Below are 25,652 nucleotides of genomic sequence, written 5' to 3'. Positions count from 1 at the left end.
CACGGCCGGTCACGTCGTCAACCCGCTGAAGCCGAAACGCGCGCGGCCCGAATTCAGCCGGGTGGCCCAACAGGACGTACGGGCGGGCCGACGGCCGAGGAGCGGGCTAAGCCGCACGGGCCCCTGGCAATTCACTCCTACGGCACTCGGCGCACACCCCGGGGCGCGACCGCGAACGGCCATGATGGCCGGGGAGGGAATCCGGCGCAGAGGGAGAGAGCGGAGCTCGCATGGCAGAGACTGCGGCGGCGGAACGGCAAGCACCGGAAAAGGACCGGTCCCGGCCCGGCCGGGTCGTTCTGGGATGGCTCACCACGACCGATCACAAGGTGATCGGGAACCTGTACATGGTCACCGCCTTCGGCTTTTTCCTGCTGGCCGGGACGCTGGCCATGCTGATGCGGGCCGAGCTGGCCCGGCCCGGGCTCCAGCTGTTCTCCAACGAGCAGTACAACCAGCTCTTCACCATTCACGGCACCATCATGATGCTGCTCTTCGCGACACCGATGTTCGCGGGATTCTCGAATGCGGTCATGCCGCTGCAGATCGGCTCCCCGGACGTCGCCTTCCCGCGGCTGAACGCCTTCACCTACTGGCTCTTCCTGCTGGGCGGCCTCATGGTGGTGTCCGGCTTCCTGGTCCCGGGCGGCGCCGCGTCCTTCGGCTGGTTCGCCTACGCCCCCCTCAACGGGCCCGTGTTCTCACCGGGGACAGGCGGCGACCTGTGGACGATGGGGCTGGTCGTGGCCGGGCTGAGCACCATTCTGGGCGCGGTGAACTTCGTCGCGACGATCGTCTGCCTGCGCGCCCCGGGAATGACGATGTTCCGCATGCCGATCTTCACCTGGAACGTGCTGTTCACCTCCATCCTCGCCCTGCTGGCCTTTCCGGTGCTCACCGCCGCGCTGCTCGTCCTGGAGGCGGACCGTAAATTCGGGGCGCATGTCTTCGACGCGGCGAACGGCGGAGCAATCCTCTGGCAGCACATGTTCTGGTTCTTCGGGCACCCGGAGGTCTATATCGTGGCGCTGCCGTTCTTCGGGGTGGTCTCCGAAATCATCCCGGTCTTCAGCCGTAAACCGATGTTCGGGTATGTCGGAATGGTCGGTGCCACGATCGGCATCACGATGCTGTCGGCCTCGGTGTGGGCGCACCACATGTTCGCCACCGGGGCGGTCCTGCTGCCGTTCTTCTCCGTACTGTCCTTCCTCATCGCGGTGCCCACCGGCGTGAAGTTCTTCAACTGGATCGGGACGATGTGGCACGGCAGTCTGTCGTTCGAGACGCCGATGCTGTGGAGCGTGGGCTTTCTCGTCTCCTTTCTGCTCGGCGGCTTGAGCGGTGTGCTGATCGCGTCCCCGCCGCTGGACTTCCACGTGACCGACAGCTACTTCATCGTGGCCCACCTGCACTACGTACTGTTCGGCACGGTCGTCTTCGCGATGTTCGCCGGGTTCTACTTCTGGTGGCCCAAATGGACCGGGAAAATGCTCGACGAGCGGCTGGGCAAGATTCATTTCTGGACCCTGTTCCTGGGCTTCCAGGGAACGTTCCTGGTGCAGCACTGGCTGGGCGAGATGGGCATGCCGCGGCGCTACGCCGACTACCTCGCCGCGGACGGCTTCACCGTCCTGAACACCGTCTCCTCGGTGAGCGCCTTTCTGCTGGGGGCCTCCACGCTGCCGTTCCTGTACAACGTCTGGCACACCACCCGCCATGCGCCGAAGGTGCGCCTGGACGACCCCTGGGGTTTCGGCCGATCGCTGGAGTGGGCGACCTCCTGCCCGCCGCCGCGCCACAACTTCCATACGATGCCGCGCGTCCGCTCCGACTCGCCCGCCTTTGACCTGCACCATCCGGAGGTGGGGACCGGTGTTCCGGCGCCCGGCGCCGGGCCCGGCCGGAACGGCACCCCCACCCCCGACACCGTGGCCGAGTGACGCCATGAGAATCGAGATGCTCCTCTTCGGCGGCGTCGCGGTGTTCTTCGCCGTCACCGGGACCGGCTATGCCTGGTGGTCGGACCTCGAACCGGCCGGTACCGCCGCGCTCATCGTGTCCTTTTTGATGTCGGTCCTGCTTTTCCTCTTCTTCGGCGTCCAGCGGCGCAAGCACGGCAGCCGGCCGGAGGACCACAAGAGCGCCGAGATCAGACAGCGGTCGGGCACGGTCGATTTCTTTCCGCCGCGCAGCGTCTACCCGGTCCTCTCCGCGACCGGCTATGCCGTGGCGGCGCTGGGCGTCATCTTCGGCCTGTGGCTCTTCCTGATCGGTGTGGGCCTCGTGGCCGGTGGCGTCTTCGGCTTCGTGTTCCAGTACGCGGAGCGCGACAGCTGACGTCACGGGCCGTCCGCCCCGGCGCGCTCCGACGCCGTGGCGAATTCTTCCTTCCGGGGGCCGGCAGCCGGTAGTTCCACCTGGTCGCGGTAGTACCAGCGGCTGACGGACAGCCGTAGGCGCCGGAGCCGGGAAAGGGAGGCGACGGGCACGCCGGGCGGCGGTTCGAGGGGACGCGGGGTGCGCCGGGAGAGCAAGGTGTGGCGCTCGGCGGCCGGCAGCTCCTGGTGGCCCTCGGACAGATCACCGTAAGCGGACTGCCGGACCCAGCCGGTTTCGTCACCCTCGGTCAGGCGTTCCCGGTCGCGGTGCTGGAGGGCCAGGCAGAGCCATTTGGTGAGGAGGAAGGCCAACGGCGGGACGAGCACCAGTGCCGCCCGCAGCACCCACGTCAGGGTGTTGAGCGACAGGTCGAAGACGAAGGCCATGACGTCGTTTCCGCCGGCCAGCAGGAGCACCGCGTAAAAGGCGATGCCGGCCACCCCGAGCCCGGTGCGGGTGTGCGCTTCGCGTGGCCGGTCGCACAGATGCATCTCACCGCGGTCCGGGGTCACCCACCTTTCGAGGAAGGGGTACGCGTACAGCACCGCGAAGAGCACCCCCGGCAGGACGACGGCGGGCAGGAAGACGTTCCACATGACGGTGTGGCCCCACAGGTTCGTCTCCCAAGGGGGCATCAGCCGCAGCGCGCCTTCGAGGAATCCCACGTACCAGTCGGGCTGCGCGTCGGTGGACACCTGGTCGGCCTGGAAAGGGCCGTAGTTCCACACCGGGTTGACCTGGCCGAGCGCTCCGAGAACGGCGAAGACGGCGGTCAGGATGATGAGGAGGCCGGTGGACTTGGTGAGCCACTGCGGAAACATCGGCTGCCCGATGACGTTCCGGTTCGCTCTGCCGGGGCCCCGCCACTGGGTGTGTTTGAGATGGACGACGAGAATGAGATGCAGGGTGACCAGCGCGATCAGGATTCCTGGCACGAGCAGGATGTGCAGGACGTACAGGCGCGGAATGATGTCCTGCCCGGGGAACTCGCCGCCGAAGGCGAAGAAGGAGAGATAGGTCCCCACCACGGGAATCGACCCCATGATGGTGGCCGCCGTCCGCAGACCCGTTCCGGACAGCAGGTCGTCCGGCAGCGAATACCCGCAGAAGCCCTCCAGCAGGGCCAGCAGAAAGAGCGTCAGGCCGATCATCCAGTTGCCCTCACGCGGGCGGCGGAACGCTCCGGTGAAGAAGATGCGCAGCATGTGCACACCGATGGAGGCGAGAAAGGTGAGCGCCGCCCAGTGGTGGATCTGCCGGAGGAGCAGCCCGCCGCGCACGTCGAAGCTGATGGTGAGGGTGGATGCGTACGCCGCGGTCATCCGGGTGCCGCGCAACGGTGCGTACGAGCCGTGATACGCGCTCTCGGTCATCCCCGGGTCGAAGAACAGGGTCAGGACGACCCCGGTGAGCACCAGCACGACGAGGCTGTAGAGCGCCAGCTCACCCAGCAGGAACGCCCAGTGGTCCGGGAACGCCTTGCGCAGCAGTTTGCCCGCGGAGGAGGCCGGGAGCCGTCCGTCCAGCCAGGTGAAGCCCTTGTCCGCCGCCCCCGGCAGCCGGGGCCGGCGGCCGGGTCCTGTGCGCCTCCGGAAGACCATGCACCGCGCTCCCTCACGCCTCGGCGCGCCACCACGGCCTCGTGATCCGGGCAGGTGTCACGTTCTGTGCGGCGCGACGTCCGATGTCCGTCCCTGCGGCGCCTATGACTAACCGATCTCCGGGCCCTTCAACCAGCGGTCGTACGGCGGCCGGTGGCGGCGTGTGGCTCCCGGCGCTGTGGCAGCGCGGTCGGCGGCGGCACGATGCCGTCGTCAGGTGTCGGTCGGGTGTCAGGTCTCGGTCAAAGGGGAACGGAGTGCGCTGCGGTCCGCGCGCCACGCACCGAGGAGACGGGTGGCGAGCCGGTCCTCCAGCAGTCCGGTGGCGCCGATCCCGAAGGCGACGTCGGGCTCCAGCTCCGGCTCGTCGGCCAGCAGGCCGCCGACCACCTCGCGGCGCACCACCTGCTCGTGGACGGCGTCCGCCTCGACGTGTTCGTCGTAGAAGTGCTCCGCCGCGGGGCCGGCGCCGGTGCGGCGCATCGCCTCCGCAAGCCGCCTGGAACCCGGCGACGAGGTCACCTCGACCGTGGCGAAGTGGCCGATCAGCGCGCCGCGCAGGGAGCGGTGCAGACCCAGCAGCGACATCAGGTTGACGGTCGCGAGCGCTTCGGCGGGTGCCGGGTCGACGTAGCGGCCGTACGTGGTGTCCAGGCCCAGGTCCGTCATCAGGGCGGCGAAGAGCCGGGCGTGGATGCCCTCCGCGCGTCCGGCGCCGAACTCGTCGAATTCGATGGCCGCCATCCCGGCCTTGGCGCGGCCGCTCAGACGCGGCAGGACCCAGGCATGCGGATCGGCCTCCTTGAGGTGGTAGAGCGAGCGGAGCGCCGCGTACTCCCTCAGCTGCCACAGCCGGCCCTCGCGTTGCAGGTAGTGGCTGACGCTGCTGCCGTCGTCGCCGGCCGGCTCGATCAGCAGCGCGGCCATCGCCTCCTCGGCGCCGGCCGCCGGGACGTCCGTCCGCAGTGCCCCGAGGAACCGCTGCTCCAGCGCGCGCCGCACGGACAGCAGCGCCGGATCCCATTCGTGGTCGTCGCGGACCCCGGCGAAGCCCCGGTAGTGCAGTTCGTACAGCACGTAGAGAGCGAGCTGGAGATCCGGCCCGTACGGATCGGCGCGACCGGCCTCCTGCTCGGTGGGCAGCGGGCCGGTTGCGTCACGCAAGCGGGCGAGCACGGCGCCGGACAGCGGGCCGCGGTCGCGCGGCAGCCGCGGACCGGCGGGCCGGACGGCGACGGCGGGGGCGCTCATCGGTCCTCTCCTTCCGCGCCGCCGTCCTCTCCTTCCGCGCCGCCGTCCTCTCCTTCCGGGGCGCGGTCCGCCGCCGGGCAGCGGGCCGGGCCGGCGGCGCGCCCGCCCGGCGGCGAGCGCCGCCGGTGGCTGGTGTCGCACCAGGGATAGCTGCGGCTGCGCCGGCAGGTGCACAGCGCGACGACGAACCGCCGGGAGACGACCACCGTGCCGTCCGCGCCGATCACCTCCACCGGTCCCTCCACCAGCAGTGGACCGTCGGGGGTGAGTGTGATCCGCCGTGGGCGCTCAGGGGTGCTCGGCACGGATGATCACCAGTTCCTCTTTGTCCTGGCCCTGCGCGAGCAGGCCCTGGCTGCGCAGCCAGGACAGCCGGGAGCGCAGCACCGGGCCGAACGGGATGAGCGCGCGGTCGCTGACCGCGGCCCGCATGCCCGTACGGGACAGCCGCTCCAGCGTGTCCTCGGGGCCGCACAGCCCGGAGTGGACCATCAGCAGCACCCCGCCGGGGCGCAGCGCACCGGCCGCCGCGTCGCAGACACGGTCGACGAGCAGCCGGCCGTCCCGTCCCGCGTCCCAGGCACGGGACGTCCCCCGGGGCCGGCGGGCACCGGGCGCGGGCACGTACGGCGGATTGCTCAGCAACAGGTCGAACGACCGGCCGGCCACCGCCGCGGTCAGGTCGCCATGGCGTACGGTGACGCGCTGGCCGGAGAGCCAGGCGTTGAGCCGGGTGGCGAGCACCGCCTGCCAGGAGATGTCGACGGCGGTGACCCGGGCCCCGCGCCGGGCGGCCCGTACCGCGAGGGCCCCGCTGCCCGAGCCCAGGTCGAGCAGCTCGGCGCCGGCGGCGAGGTCCTCCCGGTACAGGGCGCGCAGCAGGAGCCAGGTGTCGTCCTGGGGCGAGTAGACACCGGGCAGCGTCACCAGCGGCCGCGGCCGGGGGAGCGCGGCCGTCGCTGCACTCATACCGCACCTCCGCCCGCTGAGCCGAGCGTCTCGGTCCGAGGGAGGCCGGAGCTCCGAAGCCCCGTTGCGTAGCACTCCCTGCCCACGGCGAGCCCCGTCGTGGGGGCGGGCCCCTTCGTGGCGGACGTCCTTTCCCCAGCCTCCGGGTGATCCGGCCGGGACGCCACCGGAGCGGCCCGCGTCTCGGGGAGGGAGGGCGCTGAGGTGCGGATACGCCGTACGGCCCGCAGCCTGGAGGGAGGGGATACCAGACCGACGCGGTACGGGCCTGCCCTCCACCCCGGGGGCGTGTGGCTCGCCGCTCCCCGGAGCGGGCGCGGCCGCCGCGCCCGTCAGTGAGGCGAGCAAGGGAGCAGACGTGACGAAGAACCGGAAGAAGTCGACCGACAAGGTGCCCACGGCGGTCGAAACCAAGAGCGAGACCCGCAGCGGGGAACAGCGCGCCGCCAAGGAAGACGAGAAGGGCATGCACAAGACCGGACCGAGGGGCCGCTCCGGCCGGCCCGCCGGGGGACGGGACACCGACGCGCACACGGGCATTGACCCGCAGTAGCCGTAGCCGTAGCCGTAGCCGTAACCCGTACGTGCCGGGCTAGGGTCCGCCTCCCCCGATCGCGGCGCGAAGCCGCACCGATCGGGGGAGGCGTCGCGTCGGCGGGCCCGATACCGCATACCGCCGCGCCGCCGGTCAGGGCAGCAGTCAGGGCGTCAGCAGCGTTTTGATCATGCCGTCTTCCTTGGCCTGGAAGGTCTTGTACGCCTGTGGCCCGTCCTCCAGCGGCAGTTTGTGGGTGGCGAAGCCCTCCACGCCCAGCGGGTCCGCATCGGTCAGCAGCGGCAGGAGGTCGCCGACCCACCGCCGGACGTTGGCCTGGCCCATCCGCAGCTGGATCTGCTTGTCGAACATCTTCAGCAGCGGCAACGGGTCCATGGCACCGCCGTAGACCCCGACGACGGAGACCGTCCCGCCCCGCCGCACCGCGTCGATGGCCGCGTGGAACGCCGTCATGCGGTCCACTCCGGCCCGCGTCATGAGCTTCTCGGCGAGCGCGTCCGGCAGCAGTCCCACGGCCTGTTGGGCGACCTTCGTCACCGGCGCACCGTGCGCTTCCATGCCCACTGCCTCGATGACCGCGTCCGCGCCGCGCCCGGAGGTCAGCCGGCGTACCTCGTCGCCCAGGTCCGCCCCGAGTTCCTCGACGTTCAGTGTGTGCACGCCGCGCGCCCGGGCCCGGGCCAGCCGCTCGGGGACGAGATCGACGCCGATGACCTGCTCGGCGCCCCGGTGCAGCGCGATGCGGGCCGCCATCTCGCCGATGGGGCCGAGCCCGAGCACGACGACGCTGCCTCCGGGCGGGACATCGGCGTAGGCGACGGCCTGCCAGGCGGTGGGCAGCACGTCCGAGAGGTAGACGAACCGTTCGTCGGGCGGCCCGTGCGGCACCTTGACGGGCAGGGTGTTGCCGAACGGCACCCGCAGGTACTCGGCCTGCCCGCCCGGCACCTGGCCGTAGAGCTTGGTGTAGCCGAACAGCGCGGCGCCCATGCCGTGTTCACGGACCTGCGTGGTCTCGCACTGCGAATGCAGGCCCTGTTCACACATCCAGCAGGTCCCGCAGGAGACGTTGAACGGCACCACCACCCGGTCGCCCCGGGCGAGCGCGGTAACCTCCGGACCCACTTCCTCGACGACCCCCATCGGCTCGTGGCCCAGGATGTCGCCGGGCTCCAGGAACGGCCCCATCACCTCGTAGAGATGAAGGTCGGAGCCGCAGATGCCGGTGGAGGTGATCTTCACCAGGACATCGGTCGGGTCGGTGATCTGCGGATCGGGGACCGTGTCGATGCGCACGTCGCGTCTGCCGTGCCACGTCAGTGCTCGCACCCTGTCCTCCTTCACCTCGACGGCCGGCGAAGGCGCGCGCCCGGCGCCGGAGGCCCTCTACGCCACGATAAAAGCGGCCGATAGCGCGCGCATCACGGCCGCCGGCCGCCCGTCGCCGGGCCGCCGGTCCCGCGGGTCACCTCGTGTCGGCCGCGCCGCCGCGCTGGTTGAAGCGGCCGGCCGCGCGTTCGTTCAGCACGCCCAGGACGCGGCGGAGCCGCCGTGCGGGCGGCTGCTCCTCCGCCTCGACCCGGAAGCCCTCCGCGGTCTCGCCGCCGCCGTCGCGGGGCAGCACCCGGCCGATCACCGACACCAGCCGGCTCGTGGCCACCGGGGCCACCCCGTGTGCCCTCGCGCCCAGCTTGGCCGCCGGCGTCAGCACGATCCGGCGCCGGCGCCGCTGTACGGCGGAGACGATGCGCTCCGCCGCCCGCTCGGCGTTCATCGACAGCAGCGGCGCACCGGCCAGCGCCTGGAACCAGGCGTACTCCCGGCGCCGGTCACCGCCGAAGCGGGCGTGCAGATGCGAGCCGGTGCGCATCAGTCCGGGGTGGATGCCCGTCACGGTGACCCCGTGCGCGGCCTCCTCCGCGTGCAGTCCCTCGGCCAGCGCCGCGACCGCCGACTTGGCGCAGGAGTACGGCAGGAGGTGCGGCACCGCCAGCAGTCCGCCCACCGACCCGACGAGGGCCAGCCGGCCGCCGACCGGACTGCGCCGGAGGTGCGGGAGGGCGGCGAGGGCGGTGTGGAGTGCCCCGTGGAAGATGGAGTCCAGCGCGTCGCGGAACCCCTCGGTCCCGAGGGCGTCGGCGGGGCCCACCTGGATGATGCCGGCATTGGCGAGGACGATGTCCAGCCGGCCGTTGTCCCGGGCGATCTCGTCCATGCGGGCCCGGACCGCGGCGCCGTCCCGCACGTCGCACACCACGCTGCGCACCGATCCGCACGGCAGCCGGCCCAGTTTGGTGACCGCTCTGCCGAGCTCGGCCTCGTCCCGCGCCAGCAGCACCACATCGCAGCCACGCTTCATCAGCTCGCCGGCCATGAGCAGGCCGAGCCCGCGTGAGCCGCCGGTGACCACGGCGGTGAGGCCCCGGATCGAGGGGGCGGCCGGCAGCACTCGCATGATGAGCCTCCTGTCGCGTCGCCCTTCCGACGCTACCCGCCGGGGCGCGGGGCCACAGCCCGGAGCCGTCGCCCCGGCTCGTCAGTCGCCGGCCCGGCCGAGCAGGTCGGTGACGGCCGCGAGCACGGCGTCCGGGCGTTCCTCGTGCAGAAACCCGTGTCCGGCGTCGTCGAGGACGCGGTGCACCCCGCGCGGGACGGAAGCGGCCAGTCGGGCGTGCAGGGCGGTCTTGGCCTCGTTGATCTCCCGGAGCGCCGCCTCGGACCACAAGTGGGCCTGAGTGGCGTCGTGTCCGGTCGCGGTGAGCACGGCCAGGGGCACGTCGGGAAGGCCGGGGCTCCGGCGCAGCTCGGCGGCGACCTCGTCATGGACGTTGCTGCCCTCCAGCCAGGCGGTCCGCCAGGCGGTGAGGTGATGGTCGATGAGTGGCTCCCGTACGGCCTCCGGCCAGGCCGCGAAGAGCGGTGCCATCCGGCCGCGGGCGACCTCCAGCTGCTCCGGTGTCGCCTCCGGCAGCTCCTGGTCGTTCATCCGGGCCAGCTGCTCGCGGACGTCCTGGGGCGCCAGGGCGAGCAGGTCCTCGTGGAAGGGGTCGAGCAGCAGCAGGCCGGCCACCTCGTCCGGGAACCGGTGGGCGTAGTTCCGCGCGTAGGCGCCGCCCAGGGAATGCCCGACCAGCACGAAGGGGCCGGGCACCGCGGCGGCGCGCAGCAACGCGCGCAGTTCGTCGACGACCTCGGTGGCGGTGCGGGGGAGCGCCGCCGGTGAACTCCAGCCGGTGCCGGCCCGGTCGTAGAGCACGCTGCCGGTCAGCTCGGCCACCCGGTCGTGCATGCGGAGGTAGTCCAGCCCGACCAGCCCGGCGCCCGGCAGGAACACCACGGCCGGGCCGCCGCTTCCGGAGCGGTGCAGCATCAGCTGCCGCCCGTGCCCGAGGTCGTACCGGCGTCCGACCGGTGGTGCGGCGGGGAACGCGGCGCCGGGGCGTCCGGCGGGGTCGGGGTGCGGGACGGTGGGCTCCTGCCCGTCAAGTGTTCTCATGTTTGAGAACGGTATCGGATGTGAGATTGTTCGTCCATGGACACCGTCGATCTGCTGCTGCACCCGGTGCGGCTCCGTATCGTGCACGCCCTGTACGGCGGACGGACGCTGACGACCTCTCAGGTGTGCGCGCTGCTGTCCGACGTCTCGAAGGCCACCGTGTACCGGCACGTCGGCCTGCTGGCCGAGGCGGGAGTCCTCGAAGTAGCCGGCGAACAGCGGGTACGAGGCGCCGTCGAACGCCGGTACCGGCTGCAGCCGTCGCGGGCGGTGATCGACGCCGACACCGCTGCCTCGGTGTCCCTGGAGGACCACCGCCGGGCGTTCGCGGTCGCCATGACCACGCTGCTGGCCGAGTTCAACGCCTACCTCGACCGGGACGGCGCCGACCCGGTCGCCGACATGGTGGGCTACCGCCAGCACGCGGTCTGGCTCAGCGAGGACGAGCGCGCCGAGCTGATCGAGGAGATGCGCGCGGTACTCGTCTCCCGGCTGGGCAACGGGCCGTCGCCGCGGCGCACCCGGCACCTGCTCAGCCCGGTGCTCTTCCCCGCCGAACAGCCGCCCCCGCCCGACCCCGGACGCTGAGGGCTGTCCCGTCATCCCTGGTGGGCGCACGGCTGCGACCTGCGGGAAAATGGCGGGGGAGGTGGCGCCGATGTCTCCGTGGCGGGTCCGCAACCTGGAGGAAGGCGACCTCGACCAGGTGGTGCGCATCTGGGAGGAGTCGCGGGACACCACCGCCGACCCGGCTGTGAGCCTCGCGGAGGTGGTGAGCGCCCTCAGGGACCGGACCCCCGCGGTCGTCGCGGTGGTGGGGGACCGGATCGTCGGCGCGGCGGTGTCCTCGACGGCACAGGAGCGGGCCTGGGTGCTGCGCCTGGCCATCGCCCGTCAGTGGCGCGGTCACGGCATCGGCTCGGCGCTGCTGGCCGGGCTGGAGAAGCGGCTGGCACAGGCGGGGGTGCGCCGCATCGGGGCGCTGCTGCCGGAGGGCGAGGTCGGCGAGCAGGCGTTCAAGAACTCGGGATACACCGGCCGGCCCGATCTGAGCTACTTCGAGAAGCTGCTGCCCGCGGAGTCGGCCGGGACCGCCGTGCTCGGACAGCTCGGCGCCATCGTGCCGGAGGCCGGCCTGTGGGACCGCATCGCGGGGATGGGCGCGGAGAAGTCGCTGATCGAACGCCGACTCGTGCTGCCGCTGGAGAACCCGGAGGTCGCCGGGCACTACCAGCTGGTGCCGCCGCGGGCCGTGGTGCTCTTCGGCCCGCCCGGCACCGGCAAGACCACTTTCGCGCGGGCGGTGGCCTCCCGGCTGCGCTGGCCCTTCCTGGAGGTGCTTCCCTTCCAGCTCGCCGACGACGCCCACGGGGTGGCGGCCGCGCTGCGGCGGCTGTTCGCTCGCGTCGAGCACCTGGACGAGGTCGTGCTGTTCTTCGACGAGGCCGAGGAGATCGCCTCCGAACGCCAGGACCCGACCACGCTCGCCCACCGGGTGACCAATGAACTCCTCAAGCTGATCCCGCAGTTCCGGCGCGGTGAGCGCCGCCTGCTGATCTGCGCGACCAACGTGGTGCGCTCGCTGGATCCGGCCTTCCTGCGACCGGGGCGATTCGACTACCTGATCCCGGTCGGCCCCCCGGACGCCGAGGCCAGAAAGGCCATCTGGATCCGGTACATAGGGCCCGACCGGGCCGACCGGGTCGACCTTCCCGCGCTGGTCGAGGCCAGCGACCGCTTCACCCCCGCGGACATCGAGTACGCGGCCCGCACCGCCGCCCAGACTGCCTTCGAGCGGCACCTCGCGGCGGATCCGGAAGACCCTCCGGACCCCGGCCGGCTGACCGGCGACTACCTCCAGGCCATCGCCGGTACCCGCACCTCGCTCAGCGAGGACGACATCCGGGCCTTCGACCACGACCTCCGGTCCGCCGCCCGGGTGTGAGCCGGGGCGGCGCCACGGTCACCACGACGTGGCCGACGCGGACGGGCGGAAGGTGAACTCCGGGCCGGGGAAGCCCGGGGTGCGCCACGAGCGGCCGTCCTGGAGGACGGCGAAGCCCTCGTAGCCGTCCAGGCCCGCCAGCCAGGCCCTGGCGTCCGCTCCCATGGCGAACGCGGCCGTGGCGTAGGCGTCGGTCGTGGACAGGTCGGGGCCGACGACGGTGACCGAGGCGGGGCCGGCCGCCGGCGCGCCGGTGTGCGGATCGAGGATGTGCGGCCCGCGCTCGGCGCTGCCGGAGGTGGCGACGGCCAGGTCGCGGCCGGTGACGACGGCGCACAGGTCACCGGGCCGCAGGGGGTGGGCGATGCCGATGCGCCAGGGGCAGCCCGGCGCGGACTCCCCGCCGAACCGGAGGTCGCCCCCGCCGTTCACACAGGTGTCACGGGCCCCCGCCGCCCGCAGCAGCTGCCAGGCCCGCTCCACGGCCCACCCCTTGACCAGCCCGGACGGATCCAGGGTGGTGCCGGCGGTGGGACTGAACCAGCCGCCCGTGGCCCGTTCCGCCCGCTCGCACCGGTCGAGCACCTCGCGTACCTCCGCCGGGCAGTCGTCGAGCCCGATCTCACCGCGGCCGAGCCGGCTGATGGCGCTGCCGGGACGGTAGGTCGAGAAGACCGCGTCGACGTGGTGGAGCCAGGCGACGGCCTCGCCCAGGGCGGCCTCCACGGAGGCGGTGCGGGCACCCCGGATGTCGAACGAGAACACCGTGCCCATCGCCTGCTCGACATGGCGCAGTCCGCGCCGGTGCTCAGACACCGGCCTGGTCCAGGGCGCTCTGCAGGGACCGGATGTAGCCCTCGCTGGTGTAGCTGGCGCCGGACACCGCGTCGATCCGGGCACTGTGCACGCTCAGTGCCTCCTGGGTCAGGCGGGGAACGGCGTAGGCGGCGATCTCACGGTCGCGGCCGTTCTCGGACGGGGCGCGCAGCACCTTGACGGCGGTCAGCCGGCCCGCCGTGACGGTGGCGGCGACCTGCACATCGCCGTAACGGGTGCTGATCGGGGCACCGGTGTAGGTGCCGTCGGCCGGATGGCCGCCTCGCCGGGGGCTTCCGGAGGGCGACGGGGCCGGGGCGGCGCCCACCTGCGACGGGTCACCGGTCAGCCCGGCGGGCTGGTGCGGCTTGAGGGAAAGCAGGAGGACGACCAGGGCGGTGGTCGACGCTGCGGTGAGCACGGCTCGGCGCACGGAGGCTCCTCAGAACTCGAACGACTCGTGGTGGACGTGGCGCCGGGGCACCCCGGCGCCCCGCAGGGCCTTCCGCGCGGCGTCCGCCATGCCCGGCGGACCGCACAGAAACACCTCGTGGGCGGCCAGGTCCGGGATCAGGCGGCTCAGCGCGCGAGCCGTCAACGGTGAGGAATACGCGGCGGGTTCGTCGACGACGTAGTGGACGGCCGCGCCGCGGGCCGCGGCGATCGCGTCGAGCTCGCCGCGCAGCGCGAGGTCCTCGGGGCGCCGCGCCCGGTAGACGAGCGTCACCTCGCCGGGGAGGGTCTCGAAGAGCGTGCGGAGCGGGGTGATGCCCACGCCGCCCGCGAGCAGCAGCACCTTGGCGGACCGCCGCCGCGCTTCGGTGAAGGCGCCGTACGGGCCTTCGGCCCACACCCGGGTGCCCGGCCGCAGCCGCGCCAGGGCCGCGCTGTGCCCGCCGGCCGCCTTGACGGTGATGCGCAGGTGACGGCGCAGCGGGGGAGCGGAGAGGGAGTAGGGGTTGGCGGTCCACCACAGGCCCGGCGCCAGGAAACGCCAGCGGAAGAACTGGCCCGGCCGGGCGCCGAGTTCGTCCAGCCGCTCGCCGGTGAGGTGCACCGAGACCACGCCCGGCGCCTCCGTGCGGACCTCGGTGACCCGCAGCCGGTGCCGCAGGGCCCGGCGTACCGGCACCACGAAGCGGTACCAGAGGAGCACGGCGCCCACGCCCCCGTAGAGCGCGTACCAGCCGAGCTGGGCGGGTCGGCGTCCCACGAAGTCGGCGCCGTTGGAGAGTTGATGGCCGAAGGCGAGGAAGAGCGCCAGATAGGTGGCGAGGTGGAGGTAGTGCCAGGTCTCGTAGCTCATCCTGCGGCGGGCGTACCGCGCCGAGACGACACCGGTGCCCACCAGCAGCAGGAAGCCCGCGGTGGCCTTGAGCATGTCCGGGTAGTCGAGGACGAGCGTGGTCGTCTCGTGCAGGACGCCGTCCTGCGAGGTGAGGGTGTACCCCCAGATGATCAGCAGGGTGTGTGCGCACACCAGCGAGACGGTGTAGCGGCCTCCCGCGGCGTGCCAGCGGGCCAGGCGGTCGGTGCCCAGGGTGTGGTCGAGCAGGGGGACGCGGGCCATCAGCGCGACGAGCACCGCGCAGGCGTAGCCCGCCAGCAGCCCGGTGATCCGCCCGGCGCCGGTCAGCCAGCCCGCCGGGCCCACCACCGACCCCGTACCGGTCCACCACAGGGCGAGCACACCGGCGGCCCCCGCCCAGATGACGCACTGCGCCAGCAGCGGGGCCGGGGCGGGTGGCCGCCGGCGCGGTCCGGCGCCGCGGACGGCGCCGCGGCGGAGGTGCGAGACGGTGCTCATGGGCTTCCCTTCCGTGGTGCGCGCCAGCGTCGCAGCGCAACCTCTGAGGACCCTCTGAGCCCGGTGGCCGCGAGGCGATTCACAGGAAACTCAGAGCCGGCTCATACCTCCGCACGGCGCCCGGCGAGGCATCCTGGACGCACCATGCACAGCCACCGCACCCCCGCCCACCTGCACAGCACCGACGGATCGCCGGTGCGCGTCCTGGTCGTCGACGACGAACCGGACCTCACCGAAGTGCTCTCCGGCGCCCTGGCGAGCGAGGGCTGGGAGGTCCGCAGCGCCGCCGACGGCGCCCGCGCGCTCGCCCTGGCCCGCACCTTCCGCCCGCACGCCGTCATCCTGGACTGGATGCTGCCCGACCTGGACGGACTTGCGGTGCTGCGGCTGCTGCGCCAGGAACTGGAGACGGTCTGCGTCCTCTTCCTCACCGCGCGTGACGCCGTCGAGGACCGGATCGCGGGCATCACCGCGGGCGGCGACGACTACGTGACCAAGCCGTTCAGCCTGGAAGAGGTGCTGGCACGGCTCCGCGGGCTGCTGCGCCGGGCCGGCATGGCACGCGAGCCGGACGGCGACCGGCTGGTCGTCGGGGACCTCGTGATGGACGAGGAGGCCCGCGAGGTCCTCCGCGGCGGCGAGCCGGTCGAGCTGTCCCGCACCGAGTTCGAGCTGCTCAGGTTCCTGATGCGCAATCCGCGGCGGGTGCTGTCCAAGGCGCAGATCCTCGACCGGGTCTGGTCCTACGACTTCGGCGGCCGGTCGCACGTCGTCGAGCTCTACATCAGCTATCTGCGCAAGAAGATCGACGCCGGCCGGGCCCCGATGATCCACACGGTCCGCGGCGTCGGCTACGTCCTCAAGGCGGAGTCCCCGTGAGGCGGTTCTTCCCCCGCACCCTGCGCAGCCAGCTCACCGCGGGACTGGTCGCGCTGCTGGCCCTGGCCTGCCTCGCGGTGGGCGTGACCACCGCCCTCGCGCTCGAAGGGTTCCTGGTACGCCGCCTGGACCAGCAGCTGTCCGCGGCCGCCGGGCGGTTCGCGGTGAGCCTGGAGCACGAGGCCCGGCCGGACGCCGACAACCGGCCCGACACCCGCGGCCAGTCCGACGGCACCTTCGGCGCCCGGCTGCTGCGCGGCATCCCGACCCAGGCGGCCGTCGTCCGGCAGCAGACCGACGCCGCGGTGCCGCTGACCGCCGACGACCGCCGGGCGCTGGCCGGCCTCCCCGCCGACGGCACCGGCCACAGCGTCCGGCTGTCCGCACTCGGGCGCTACCGCGTCAACGCGGTGGCCGGCGACGACGGCGACGTCCTGGTCACCGGCCTGCCGCTGCACCCCGTCGAGGAGACCGTGCACCGGTTGGAGGCCGTGGAGGCCGCGGTGTTCGGCGGGGCCCTCGTGATCACCGGCGTCCTGGGCGCGCTGTGGGTCAGGCTGTCGCTGCGCCCCCTGCGGCGCGTCACCACCACGGCCTCGCGGGTCGCCGAGCTGCCGCTGGCCAGCGGCGAGGTGGCGATGCCGGCGCCGGTGCCGGTGGCCGACGCGCGCACCGAGGTCGGGCAGGTGGGCACCGCCCTCAACCGGATGCTCGGCCACGTCGGCAACGCCCTGGAGCGCCGGCACGCGAGCGAGGAGCGGCTGCGTCACTTCGCCGCCGACGCCAGCCACGAACTACGGACCCCGGTGGCCAACGTCCGCGGCCACGCCGAACTCGCCCTCCGGCACAAGGGGCCGGTACCCGGCGAGGTCCGGCGCTCCCTGGACCGCATCCAGGCCGAGTCGGAACGGATGAGCCGGCTGGTCGACGACCTGCTGCTGCTCGCCCGTATCGACGCGGGCCGCGCCCTGGAACGCGAGCCCGTGGACCTGACCCGGCTCGTGCTCGACGCTACCGACGACGCCCGGGCGGCCGGCCCCGGCCACCGCTGGCAGCTGGACCTCCCGGAGACCGCGGTGACCACGACCGGCGACGAGCACCGTCTCCAGCAGGCGATCGGCAATCTGCTGGCCAACGCCCGTACCCACACCCCCGCCGGAACCGCGGTCACCGTGCGCCTGGCCGCCGGTGACCGCGGCACCCTCCTGACCGTCGAGGACGACGGCCCCGGCATCCCCGAGGAACTCCAGCCGGAGGTCTTCGGCCGCTTCGTCCGCGCCGACCACAGCCGCTCCCGCGCCGCCGGCGGCACCGGACTCGGACTCGCCATCGTGCAGGCGGTGGTCACCGCGCACGGCGGCCGGATCGACCTGACCAGCCGGCCCGGCCGTACGGCGGTCACCGTGACCCTCCCGCCGACCGGACCGGGCCCCTCGGACGGCTGACCGGCCCCGCCCCCGGCCCACCGGCAGGGGGAGGGACCGGACGGCCCCTGGCCCGCCGCGCCCGGCGCCTCGCACGCTGGAGGTGTCACCGCGGGCGCGCGAGGCCGGTCCGGGTGGCGAGGAGGGATCATGCTGAACACTCCGCACATCGTCGGCGATGTGATGACCGAGACCGTGGCCGCCGTCGACCGCGAGGCGCGGTTCAAGGAGATCGTCGAGACCATGGAGCAGTGGAAGGTCAGCGCGCTGCCCGTCCTGGCGGCCGAGGGCCGGGTGGTCGGAGTGGTCTCCGAGGCCGATCTGCTGCCGAAGGAGGAGTTCCGGGAGGCCGACCCCGTGCGGCTGGAGCAGCTCCGGCGGGTCGATGACGTACGCAGGGCGGAGGCGGTCACGGCAGGGGAGCTGATGACCAGCCCGGCCCACACCGTGGGCGCCGATGCCACGCTCTCCCAGGCCGCGCGGGTGATGGCACGCGAGTCCGTCAAACGGCTTCCGGTGGTGGACGGGCACGGCGTGCTGCGGGGCATCGTCAGCCGCGCCGACCTGCTGAAGGTCTTCCTGCGCTCGGACGAGGACCTCGCGCAGGAGGTTCGCAGGGACGTGGTCGGCACGCTGTTCGCGGTGCCCGCGAAGGATCTGCGGGTCAGCGTCGCCGACGGGGTCGTCACGCTCAGCGGCCAGCTGCGCGACACCTCCGTCATCCCGGTGCTCGCCCGCCTGGTGCGGTCGGTCGAGGGCGTGGTGGACGTGGACTTCGAGGTGACCGGCCCGGCGTCGGTACGGCCGTAGCCGCCGGTCCGGACCCGTCAGCCCGTCAGCTCCGCCGAGTGATCGGGCACGTAATGCTGCAGGTCCCGGGGCGGCCGCCGGTAGCCGGTGGCCGGGGGGCGCGGCGGGAGGTCGAGCGCGGGCGGGGCGATGTCGCGGTAGGAGACCGTGGACAGCAGGTGGGCGATCATGTTCAGCCGGGCCCGGCGCTTGTCGTCGCTCTCGACGACGTACCACGGGGCCTCCGAGATGTCGGTGTGCACGAACATCTCGTCCTTGGCCCGCGAGTACTCCTCCCAGCGGGTCAGCGACTCCAGATCCATGGAGGAGAGCTTCCAGCGCCGCGCCGGATCCTTCAGCCGGCTCCGGAACCGCTGCTCCTGCACCGCGTCGCTCACCGAGAACCAGTACTTGCGCAGCAGGATGCCGTCCTCCACCAGCATCCGCTCGAAGACCGGGCACTGCCGCAGGAACAGCTGGTACTCGACCGGGGTGCAGAAGCCCATCACCCGCTCGACGCCGGCCCTGTTGTACCAGCTCCGGTCGAACAGCACGATCTCGCCGGCCGCCGGCAGGTGCTCCGCATAGCGCTGGAAGTACCACTGGGTGCGCTCCCGCTCGGTGGGCCGGGGCAGTGCCACGATCCGCGCCACGCGGGGGTTCAGGTACTGGGTGACCCGTTTGATCGTGCTGCCCTTGCCCGCCGCGTCGCGCCCCTCGAAGACCACGACGAGCCGGGCGCCCTCGGCCCGTACCCACTCCTGAACCTTCACCAGCTCCGTCTGGAGCCGGTAGAGCTCCCGCTCGTACAGCGGCTTCGGCAGCTTTCCGCGGTCCTTGCCGTCATGCTTCGCCATGGGACGACGGTACGGAGAAAAGGCGCGGCGTGCGGCGGGTGATTGGTCCGTACGGCCCCTGCCCGGCGACGGCGGGGGAGGGGAGGCTGGAGGTGTCGCCACGGCCGCGCGGCGGCCGCTGCCGAGGAGGGCGTCATGGCACACACCCCGTGCACCGTCAGCGATGTGATGACCCGGGCCGTGTACGCGGTTGGCCAGGAGGCGGGTTTCAAGGAGATCGTCGAGACCATGGAGCGGCGGAAGGTCAGCGCACTGCCCGTGCTCGCCGGGGAAGGGCGGGTGATCGGCGTGGTCTCCGAGGCCGATCTGCTGCCCAAGGAGGAGTTCCGGGAGGTGGATCCGAGCCGGCTGGAGCAGCTGGACCGGCTGGACGACGTCCGCAAGGCCGGTGCCCTGACCGCGCGGGAGCTGATGAGCGCGCCCGCACTGACCGTGCGGGCCGGCGACACCGTGGCGCAGGCGGCGCGGACGATGGCCCACAAGTCCGTCAAACGCCTTCCGGTGGTCGATGGGCAGGGAATGCTGGAAGGCATCGTCAGCCGCTCCGACCTGCTGAAAGTGTTCCTGCGCTCCGATGCGGAGCTGGCGGCGGAGATCCGCACGGAGATCGTCGGCCGGCTCTTCCCCGCCGTGGACGACATCTCGGTGGAGGTCGCCGACGGGATGGTCACCCTCCGGGGCCCGCTCCGCGGCAGGGCGCTCCGGGCGGTGGCGGCCCGTCTCGTGCGGGCGGTGGAGGGCGTCGTCGACGTGACCTTCCACGTCACCGGCCCGGCTCCGGCCCGCACGGGGCCGGGGGCGGGGACCTTCGGTTCGTGAAGGGCACCGGACGGGCTCGGTCCGGAGGGAGGACCCGACATGAAGCGCCGACGGGTCGGGAGCGTCATGACCGATGAGGTGGTCCGGGCGCGCAGCGGGACACCGGCCGCTCAACTGGCGTGCTGGCTGCGGGAGTACGACATCAACGGCCTGCCGGTGGTGGACGCCGACGACCGGGTGATCGGGGTCGTCTCGGCCACGGACCTGGCCCGGGCGGCGCGCGGCGCGGCAGGGAGCGGGGACCTGACCGCCGGTGCGGTGATGTCCGCTCCCGCCCGGACGGTGCGGGCCGACGACTCCGTAGTCCGGGCGGCCCGGCTCATGAGCGCGAGCGGCATCGAGCGGCTTCCGGTGGTGGACGAGGAGGCCCGGCTGATCGGCATGCTCACCCGGCGGGACGTGCTGCGGATCTTCGCCCGCGCGGACGCCGAGATCCACGAAGAGGTGTCCGACGACATCCTGGTACGGGCGCTGTGGCTGAGCCCGACGAGCGTGGCGGTGTCCGTCCACGACGGCGTGGTGACGCTCGGCGGGTCCCTGGAGAGCAGCGGCCAAGTGGCCCTCGCCGTACGGATGACCCGGCAGGTCGACGGGGTCACCGCGGTCGTCAACCGCCTCACCTACCGGCACGAGGCGCCCTGGCGTCAGCGGGCGTGACCGCCGGCCGGGCACGACGGGGCGCCGGCGCGGACCTCCGGCGGTGCCGCGGGGCTCAGGTCTGGCGGTGCCGCCACTCGGCGTCCACTTCCGCCCACTCCCGCTCCCACTGCGCCGCGCGCCGCCGGTTCAGCAGCGCGGCGCCGGCCCGCTCGGCGCCCACCAGCAGCAGACCGGTGCCGGACGCGGCGACGGTGCCCACCGCGATGGTCTGCGCCAGGGAGTCCGCGGGCGTCAAAGGATCACGCACCAGCGCTCCGTGCCGGTCGAGCCAGGCGGTGGTCCGGTCACCCGCCCGCAGCCCCGGTGCCACCGCTGTCTCCCCGGTCCGCACCGCGCCGTCGCCGGCCGTCCACCGCACCGTCACATGGACCCGGCCCGCCGCGCCGCTGGGGGAGTCGACCCCGATGCGCGCGGGCGGATCGGCCGTCAGCACGGCGGAGACGCTGTGCCAGTCGTGGCTCTGCCGCTGGGCCGCGGCGTCCACCGCGCCGGCGGCCGTGACGCCGGCGGCCGGTGCCAGCACGGCGACCAGCACGCCGGTGACCAGGATCATCCAGGACTCCGCGACATCCGTGCCGCGCCTGAGCGGGCCGTGCTGCCACGGCAGGCAGAACTTCCGGAGAGGCATCGCGCACCCCTTTCGCCTGTCCTTCGACCGTGCCACGCCGGACGGCCCGGTGTGAGGGGCCGAACGGCCCCGGTCGCACGGCGCTCACCGGGCCGGGGGGCGCCGCCCTGGCACCGGCCCGCGATCGGGGCCACGATGGGGGCAGCGGGCGGAGTGCGGTATCCGTCGGAGGACGTCATGAGCGAGGCTGCGGCATTCTCACCGGAGCGGCCGATCCGGGTGTTCCTGCTCGACGACCACGAGGTGGTCCGCCGGGGGGTGCAGGACCTGCTCGACGCCGAGCCGGACATCGAGGTGGTCGGCGACGCCGGCACGGCCGACCACGCGCTGGCCCGCGGTCCCGCGCTGCGGCCGGATGTCGCGGTGCTGGACGTGCGGCTGCCGGACGGCGACGGGGTCTCGGTCTGCCGGGAACTGCGCTCGCGCATGCCGGGCCTGGCCTGTCTGATGCTCACCTCGTTCGACGACGACGATGCGCTGCTCGACGCGATCATGGCCGGTGCGGCCGGTTATGTGCTCAAGGAGATCAAGGGAGCCGACCTCGTCGCCGCCGTACGGACGGTCGCCTCCGGGCGCTCGATGCTGGACCCGGCGACGACCACGCGGCTGATGACCACGCTGCGCGGCGAGGAGAACGCCACCGAGCCGCCGGCGGACGCGCTGTCCGGCCTCTCCCCGCGGGAGCGGGAGATCGTCGGGCTCATCGGCGAAGGGCTGACGAACCGTCAGATCGGTAAGCGGCTCTACCTCTCCGAGAAGACCGTCAAGAACCACATCTCCCGCCTGCTGGCGAAACTCGGTGTGGAGCGGCGCATCCAGGCAGCGGTCCTCGCCACCCAGGCCACCTCCCCGCCCGAAACGCACCCGCGCCGGCCGTGAGCCCGCCAGTGGTCCGGACAGGAAACCCCGCCCTCCGACGACCAACCGCAGGTCGCCGCTCGCCCCGCAGGCGCCTCACTCCCGCAGCGGCGCCCACCAAGCCAGCCGGGTCCCGCCCTCCGCCGGGGCCTCGACGCTCATCCCGCCGCCCGCCCGCCGGGCCCGCTCGGCCAGATTGCGCAGGCCGCTGCGCCGGCCGCCGGCGCCGATACCCACCCCGTCGTCCTCGACGGTCAGTGTCAGCCTCCGGTCACGAACGCGCAGGGCGACGTCCGCGGCGCCCGCGCGCGCATGCCGCGCCACGTTGCTCAGCGCCTCACCGAGGACGGCGACCACGTCGTCGGCCAGTGCGCCCGGCACCTCCGTATCGAGCAGCCCCTCCATCTGGAGGGACGGGGTGAACCCCAGCGCACGGGCCTCCTGCTCCACGGTGGCGACCGTACGCAGCCGCAGCCCGTGCCTGCCGTCGGACCGGCCCCGGGCGCGGAGCCCGAAGATGGTGGACCGGATGATCTTGATCGTCTCGTCCAGGTCGTCCACCGCGCGCAACAGCCGCTCGCTCGCCTCCGGATGGTCCACGAACCGGACCGCGCTCTGCAGCGTCATACCGGTGGCGAAGAGCCGCTGGATCGCCAGATCGTGCAGGTCACGGGCGATGCGCTCACGCTCTTCGAACAGCGCCATCTGCTCCGCCGCCGCCCGCCGCTCCGACAGCTCCAGCGCGAGGGCCGCCTGGCCGGCGAAGGTCCGCAGGGGTGCGGTCTCCGCGTCGGTGAACACGGCGCGGCCACGCCCCCGGGCGAGCAGCAACACGCCACGGACCCGCTCGCCGGTGAGCATCGGCACGGCGACCGCGGGCCCCAGCCCGGCCCAGCGGGGCGGGCCGGCGGTGATTCGCGGGTCGTGCTCGACGTCCGAGCTGAGCGTCGGCGCGCCCGCGGTCAGCGCCGCACCCACGAAGGAGCCGTGCCGGGGGAGGACCAGGCCGCGGTGCAACTCGGCATCGACACCGGTCGCGAGCTCCACGCGCAGGCTGTCCCCCTCCATGGGCAGCGCCAGCACACCGAGATCCGCCGAGAGAATGCGGACGGCGTGCCCCACGATCGTCTCGAGGACGCCGTGCTCGTCCGCACCCGACAGCAGACCGGCCACGATGTCCCTGTTGGCGGCCAGCCACTGCTGGCGGTACCGGGTCTCCTCGTACAGCCGGGCATTCTCGATGGCGATGCCGGCCGCCACCGCCAGCGTCGACAGCACCGTCTCGTCGTCGGCGTCAAAGGCCCTGCCGCCGCGCTTCTCGGTGAGGTAGAGATTGCCGAAGACCTCGTCGCGCACCCTGATCGGCACGCCCAGGAACGAGCGCATCGGCGGATGGTGCGAGGGAAAGCCGTACGACGAGGGGTGCTTCCCCAGTTCGGCCAGCCGCAGCGGAGCGGGGTGGCGGATCAGCTCACCGAGGATCCCGTGGCCGGCCGGCAGCGCGCCGATGGCCCTGACCTGCTTCTCGGTGACACCGACGGGGATGAATTCGCGGAGCTGGGTGTCGTCCCCGATCACCCCGAGCGCGCCGTATTCGGCATCGACGAGCACCACAGCGGCCTCGACGATGCGACGCAGCACCAAGGGCAGCTCCAGCCCCTTGCCCACCGACAACACGGCTTCGAGCAGCAGACGGAGCGACTGGCCCGTGGTCCGCTCCACCGTGTGAAGGCGTTCTTGCAGGTCACCGGGCAGCGCGTGCAGGCTCAGCCGGGTGCTCCCGCTCCGTCCCTCGTCCTCCACGACGCCCTCCGATGGCCCACAGCGTTCAGGGCTGCGGCCACACCCACCACGGTAGTCGCGGTGCGGGCCGGACGGCGCGGCGTGCGAGCAGGGGCCGTTCGGCCTCCCCCCGGCGCCCAACGGCTCATTGGCCGCCGCCCCCGGCGTCCGGCAAGCTCGGTGACACGGGTGGGCGGCGCCGCCCGAGCGGAACGCTGTTCACGCCGGTCCGGGCCCGGGTGCCCGCCGCCGGCGTGCGCCCCTCGCCCGGGAAGGAAGGACAGTCATGGAGCCGGACATCATCACCGCGGGGCTCGACGGCTCCCCGGAGAGCCTGGCGGCCGCGCAGTGGGCAGCGGACGAAGCGGACCGCCGCGGGGCGGTGCTGAGGCTGCTGCACGCCTGGATACTGCTCGCCCCCGAAACGCCCGGTACGCCTCCCGACCGGGACCGGAACGCCCACGCCCGGCAGATCGTCCTCGGGGCCGGGGAGGCGGTCAGGGAACGTCACCCGAGGCTGCAACTCGTCGAGGAACTGGTCGCTTCGGAGGCCGAGCCGGCGCTGCTGCGCGCGGCGGAGGACTCGCGAATGGTGGTGCTCGGCTCGCGGGCGCTCGGCACGTGGGAGAGCTTTCTGCTCGGCGATGTCAGCCTGGACGTCGTGAGCCGGGCCGAGGGCCCCGTCGTCCTCGTCCGGGACGGCCGGCGGGCGGCCGCACCCGAGGCCGGCGCGGCCGGCCCACCGCCGAGGATCGTCGTCGGAATGAGCCTCAACGCGCCCTGCGACCGGCTGCTGGACTTCGCCTTCGACGCGGCGGCCTGCCGCCGGCTCCCGCTGCAGGCCGTGCACGGCCGCCCGCTCCCGGTGAACGCCTACGCCCCCTGGGGCGCCGACCCCGACGTGGCGGCAGAGGTCACCGAGGAGGCCACCGGCGCGCTGCACGAGGCCCTCCGCCCGTGGTGCGCGCGCTTCCCCGACGTAGAGGTCGAGCTGACGGTGCTGCCGGAGAGCCCGACCCGCGCCCTGGTCCAGTCGGTCCCGGGGGCCGCCCTCCTCGCGGTCGGCCGCAGACGGCACCGTCCCTTCCTCGCACCCCGCGTCGGTCCCGTCGCGCATGCCGCGATCCACCACGCGACCTGCCCGGTGGCCGTCGTCGCGCACGACTGAGCCGGGTGCGCCGGCCGGCGTGCGGCTCAGCTCCGTGGGATGACCGCCACCGGGCAGCGCGCATGGTGCAGGACCGCGAGGACGACGGGGCCGAGCGGCAGCGGCGAACGCTCCAGCCGGCGCCCGATGACCAGCAGACCGGCCCGCGAACAGGCCGCCAGCAGCACCGGCACCACACGGCCCGGCCTGGCTTCCGCGATCACGTCGACAGCGGGGAACCTCGTCCGCCAGGGACTCAGGGCCTCCACGAGCACCTTCCGCTCCCCGGCCGGCGGCTCCGCCGCGTCGTCCGGACTCGCCCGCACCACGCGCAGGCACGCGTCGTGCGCGTCGGCCGCCGTGAACGCGAAATCGAGCACGGCCTCGTCGTCCGGCTCCGGATCGCGGCACCCGCCCGTGTCCTGGACGCCGACCACGATCTCCGGCCGCGACCCGACCGCGGCCGGCTCCTCCTCCCGGACCGTGACCACCGGGAACGCGGCGCGGCCGAGGACGTGCAGACTGACCGAGCCCAGCAGGAAACCGGCGATCGCGCCGTGCCCGCGCGACCCGAGCACCGTCAGCGTGGCTCGCCGGCCGCGGTCCAGCAGCGCCTCCACCGCGTGCTCAGGAACCTCCTCGGTCGTCACCTCCAGCCCCGGCCGCAGTTCCTGCGCCGTGGTTTCGGCCAGGCCGAGCGCCGCGGCACCGTATTGCTGCTTGGTGTCGGCCTGCTGCCCGGCGGGCACGTCCCGGGGCTGGGAGGCCCAGGAGTGCAGGAGGTGGAGCGGCAGCCCGCGGGCGGCCGCCTCCTCGGCGCCCCAGCGCACCGCCGCCACGCTGCTCACCGTGCCGTCCAGTCCTACGAGAACAGAGCCGCCCATGACCCACCTCCGCAAAGTCCCCGGCTCCGGCGGTGCGGTGCCGCACCGGGCCGCGCCGTCCGGTCGGACGAGGCCGGCCGGATGCGTGCGGGCGCCGGACCGGTG

At 73.2% G+C, this 25,652-nt stretch carries 26 protein-coding genes; 12 read left to right on the top strand and 14 right to left on the bottom strand.

Annotated elements, in window-relative coordinates:
* Window positions 1-230 precede the first annotated feature (230 nt).
* Entirely contained in the window at window positions 231-1,940 is a 1,710-nt protein-coding gene (ctaD, locus tag OO62_RS04775) for an aa3-type cytochrome oxidase subunit I (protein ID WP_033265903.1), read from the top strand.
* Window positions 1,941-1,944: 4 nt separating this feature from the next.
* On the top strand, window positions 1,945-2,337 hold the full coding sequence (ctaF, locus tag OO62_RS04770; RefSeq protein ID WP_033265902.1) for an aa3-type cytochrome oxidase subunit IV: 393 nt from the start codon (window positions 1,945-1,947) through the stop codon (window positions 2,335-2,337).
* A gap of 2 nt (window positions 2,338-2,339) precedes the next feature.
* On the opposite strand, the gene qcrB is transcribed toward ctaF, so the two are convergent.
* The 4 genes from qcrB to OO62_RS04750 form a co-directional block, all read right to left on the bottom strand.
* Complete coding sequence (gene qcrB, locus OO62_RS04765; protein ID WP_051732709.1) at window positions 2,340-3,980, bottom strand: cytochrome bc1 complex cytochrome b subunit; 1,641 nt, start codon at window positions 3,978-3,980, stop codon at window positions 2,340-2,342.
* 231 nt (window positions 3,981-4,211) lie between these two features.
* Entirely contained in the window at window positions 4,212-5,231 is a 1,020-nt protein-coding gene (locus OO62_RS04760) for an iron-containing redox enzyme family protein (protein ID WP_051732707.1), read from the bottom strand.
* Window positions 5,228-5,536: a CDGSH iron-sulfur domain-containing protein gene (locus OO62_RS04755; RefSeq protein WP_033265901.1), complete on the bottom strand. Its 309-nt coding sequence runs from the start codon at window positions 5,534-5,536 to the stop codon at window positions 5,228-5,230. Before OO62_RS04755 ends, OO62_RS04760 begins: the two co-directional genes overlap by 4 nt.
* Window positions 5,520-6,200, bottom strand: coding sequence for a HemK2/MTQ2 family protein methyltransferase (locus OO62_RS04750; RefSeq protein WP_033265900.1), 681 nt, complete (start codon window positions 6,198-6,200; stop codon window positions 5,520-5,522). Before OO62_RS04750 ends, OO62_RS04755 begins: the two co-directional genes overlap by 17 nt.
* Window positions 6,201-6,558: 358 nt before the next feature.
* Here OO62_RS04750 and OO62_RS04745 point away from each other — a divergent pair, with 358 nt between their 5' ends.
* Window positions 6,559-6,753: a hypothetical protein gene (locus OO62_RS04745; protein ID WP_051732704.1), complete on the top strand. Its 195-nt coding sequence runs from the start codon at window positions 6,559-6,561 to the stop codon at window positions 6,751-6,753.
* A 147-nt stretch (window positions 6,754-6,900) separates the two neighbouring features.
* Here OO62_RS04745 and OO62_RS04740 read toward each other — a convergent pair whose 3' ends face one another.
* From OO62_RS04740 to OO62_RS04730, 3 genes are all read right to left on the bottom strand, one after another.
* Window positions 6,901-8,085, bottom strand: a complete 1,185-nt coding sequence (locus tag OO62_RS04740) for a zinc-dependent alcohol dehydrogenase (protein ID WP_033265899.1) — start codon at window positions 8,083-8,085, stop codon at window positions 6,901-6,903.
* Window positions 8,086-8,221: 136 nt separating this feature from the next.
* Window positions 8,222-9,211, bottom strand: coding sequence for an SDR family NAD(P)-dependent oxidoreductase (locus OO62_RS04735; RefSeq protein ID WP_033265898.1), 990 nt, complete (start codon window positions 9,209-9,211; stop codon window positions 8,222-8,224).
* 81 nt (window positions 9,212-9,292) lie between these two features.
* Window positions 9,293-10,252, bottom strand: coding sequence for an alpha/beta fold hydrolase (locus OO62_RS04730; protein ID WP_228332381.1), 960 nt, complete (start codon window positions 10,250-10,252; stop codon window positions 9,293-9,295).
* Window positions 10,253-10,288: 36 nt separating this feature from the next.
* Between OO62_RS04730 and OO62_RS04725 the strand changes: the two genes are divergently transcribed.
* Together OO62_RS04725 and OO62_RS04720 are read left to right on the top strand one after the other, a co-directional pair.
* A complete protein-coding gene (locus OO62_RS04725) occupies window positions 10,289-10,840 on the top strand; it encodes a helix-turn-helix domain-containing protein (RefSeq protein WP_033265897.1) in 552 nt (183 codons plus the stop codon).
* Between the two features lie 70 nt (window positions 10,841-10,910).
* Window positions 10,911-12,197 carry an ATP-binding protein gene (locus OO62_RS04720; RefSeq protein ID WP_033266019.1) on the top strand — a complete coding sequence of 429 codons (1,287 nt, stop codon included), beginning with the start codon at window positions 10,911-10,913 and terminating at the stop codon, window positions 12,195-12,197.
* 18 nt (window positions 12,198-12,215) lie between these two features.
* Here OO62_RS04720 and OO62_RS04715 read toward each other — a convergent pair whose 3' ends face one another.
* Genes OO62_RS04715 through OO62_RS04705 form a run of 3 tightly spaced genes read right to left on the bottom strand, consistent with a single transcriptional unit; the run spans window position 12,216 to window position 14,820 of the window.
* Window positions 12,216-13,013, bottom strand: coding sequence for an FAD:protein FMN transferase (locus tag OO62_RS04715; RefSeq protein WP_051732703.1), 798 nt, complete (start codon window positions 13,011-13,013; stop codon window positions 12,216-12,218).
* On the bottom strand, window positions 13,006-13,446 hold the full coding sequence (locus OO62_RS04710) for an FMN-binding protein (RefSeq protein ID WP_033265896.1): 441 nt from the start codon (window positions 13,444-13,446) through the stop codon (window positions 13,006-13,008). Before OO62_RS04710 ends, OO62_RS04715 begins: the two co-directional genes overlap by 8 nt.
* 9 nt (window positions 13,447-13,455) lie before the next feature.
* Window positions 13,456-14,820 (bottom strand): ferredoxin reductase family protein, encoded by a 1,365-nt coding sequence (locus OO62_RS04705; RefSeq protein WP_033265895.1) that lies wholly within the window; start codon window positions 14,818-14,820, stop codon window positions 13,456-13,458.
* A 144-nt stretch (window positions 14,821-14,964) separates the two neighbouring features.
* Between OO62_RS04705 and OO62_RS04700 the strand changes: the two genes are divergently transcribed.
* The 3 genes from OO62_RS04700 (at window position 14,965) to OO62_RS04690 (ending at window position 17,933) form a co-directional block, all read left to right on the top strand.
* Window positions 14,965-15,699 (top strand): response regulator transcription factor, encoded by a 735-nt coding sequence (locus OO62_RS04700; protein ID WP_033265894.1) that lies wholly within the window; start codon window positions 14,965-14,967, stop codon window positions 15,697-15,699.
* The gene (locus OO62_RS04695; protein WP_033265893.1) at window positions 15,696-17,144 is read left to right on the top strand and encodes a sensor histidine kinase; all 1,449 of its coding nucleotides are present in this window, start codon (window positions 15,696-15,698) and stop codon (window positions 17,142-17,144) included. The genes OO62_RS04700 and OO62_RS04695 overlap by 4 nt, the downstream gene beginning before the upstream one ends.
* A 129-nt stretch (window positions 17,145-17,273) precedes the next feature.
* Window positions 17,274-17,933: a CBS domain-containing protein gene (locus OO62_RS04690; protein WP_033265892.1), complete on the top strand. Its 660-nt coding sequence runs from the start codon at window positions 17,274-17,276 to the stop codon at window positions 17,931-17,933.
* A gap of 17 nt (window positions 17,934-17,950) precedes the next feature.
* On the opposite strand, the gene ppk2 is transcribed toward OO62_RS04690, so the two are convergent.
* Window positions 17,951-18,769: a polyphosphate kinase 2 gene (ppk2, locus tag OO62_RS04685; protein WP_033265891.1), complete on the bottom strand. Its 819-nt coding sequence runs from the start codon at window positions 18,767-18,769 to the stop codon at window positions 17,951-17,953.
* 135 nt (window positions 18,770-18,904) lie between these two features.
* On the opposite strand from ppk2, the gene OO62_RS04680 reads away from it, so the two are divergent.
* Together OO62_RS04680 and OO62_RS04675 are read left to right on the top strand one after the other, a co-directional pair.
* On the top strand, window positions 18,905-19,588 hold the full coding sequence (locus OO62_RS04680) for a CBS domain-containing protein (RefSeq protein WP_033265890.1): 684 nt from the start codon (window positions 18,905-18,907) through the stop codon (window positions 19,586-19,588).
* Window positions 19,589-19,627: 39 nt separating this feature from the next.
* The gene (locus tag OO62_RS04675; protein ID WP_033265889.1) at window positions 19,628-20,245 is read left to right on the top strand and encodes a CBS domain-containing protein; all 618 of its coding nucleotides are present in this window, start codon (window positions 19,628-19,630) and stop codon (window positions 20,243-20,245) included.
* A 55-nt stretch (window positions 20,246-20,300) separates the two neighbouring features.
* Here the strand turns inward: OO62_RS04675 and OO62_RS04670 are convergent, their stop codons facing one another.
* Complete coding sequence (locus OO62_RS04670) at window positions 20,301-20,876, bottom strand: Rv1733c family protein (protein WP_033265888.1); 576 nt, start codon at window positions 20,874-20,876, stop codon at window positions 20,301-20,303.
* 177 nt (window positions 20,877-21,053) lie between these two features.
* Here OO62_RS04670 and OO62_RS04665 point away from each other — a divergent pair, with 177 nt between their 5' ends.
* Window positions 21,054-21,755 (top strand): response regulator, encoded by a 702-nt coding sequence (locus OO62_RS04665; protein WP_033265887.1) that lies wholly within the window; start codon window positions 21,054-21,056, stop codon window positions 21,753-21,755.
* Window positions 21,756-21,830: 75 nt separating this feature from the next.
* On the opposite strand, the gene OO62_RS04660 is transcribed toward OO62_RS04665, so the two are convergent.
* Window positions 21,831-23,537, bottom strand: coding sequence for a sensor histidine kinase (locus OO62_RS04660; protein ID WP_033265886.1), 1,707 nt, complete (start codon window positions 23,535-23,537; stop codon window positions 21,831-21,833).
* 265 nt (window positions 23,538-23,802) lie between these two features.
* Between OO62_RS04660 and OO62_RS04655 the strand changes: the two genes are divergently transcribed.
* The gene (locus OO62_RS04655; RefSeq protein WP_033265885.1) at window positions 23,803-24,684 is read left to right on the top strand and encodes a universal stress protein; all 882 of its coding nucleotides are present in this window, start codon (window positions 23,803-23,805) and stop codon (window positions 24,682-24,684) included.
* A gap of 26 nt (window positions 24,685-24,710) precedes the next feature.
* Here the strand turns inward: OO62_RS04655 and OO62_RS04650 are convergent, their stop codons facing one another.
* Window positions 24,711-25,547 carry a universal stress protein gene (locus OO62_RS04650; RefSeq protein ID WP_033265884.1) on the bottom strand — a complete coding sequence of 279 codons (837 nt, stop codon included), beginning with the start codon at window positions 25,545-25,547 and terminating at the stop codon, window positions 24,711-24,713.
* Window positions 25,548-25,652: the final 105 nt, after the last annotated feature.

The sequence above is a fragment of the Streptomyces lydicus genome (genome assembly GCF_000717345.1).
Classification (GTDB): domain Bacteria; phylum Actinomycetota; class Actinomycetes; order Streptomycetales; family Streptomycetaceae; genus Streptomyces; species Streptomyces lydicus.
This window is presented reverse-complemented; position numbering and strand designations above follow the sequence as displayed.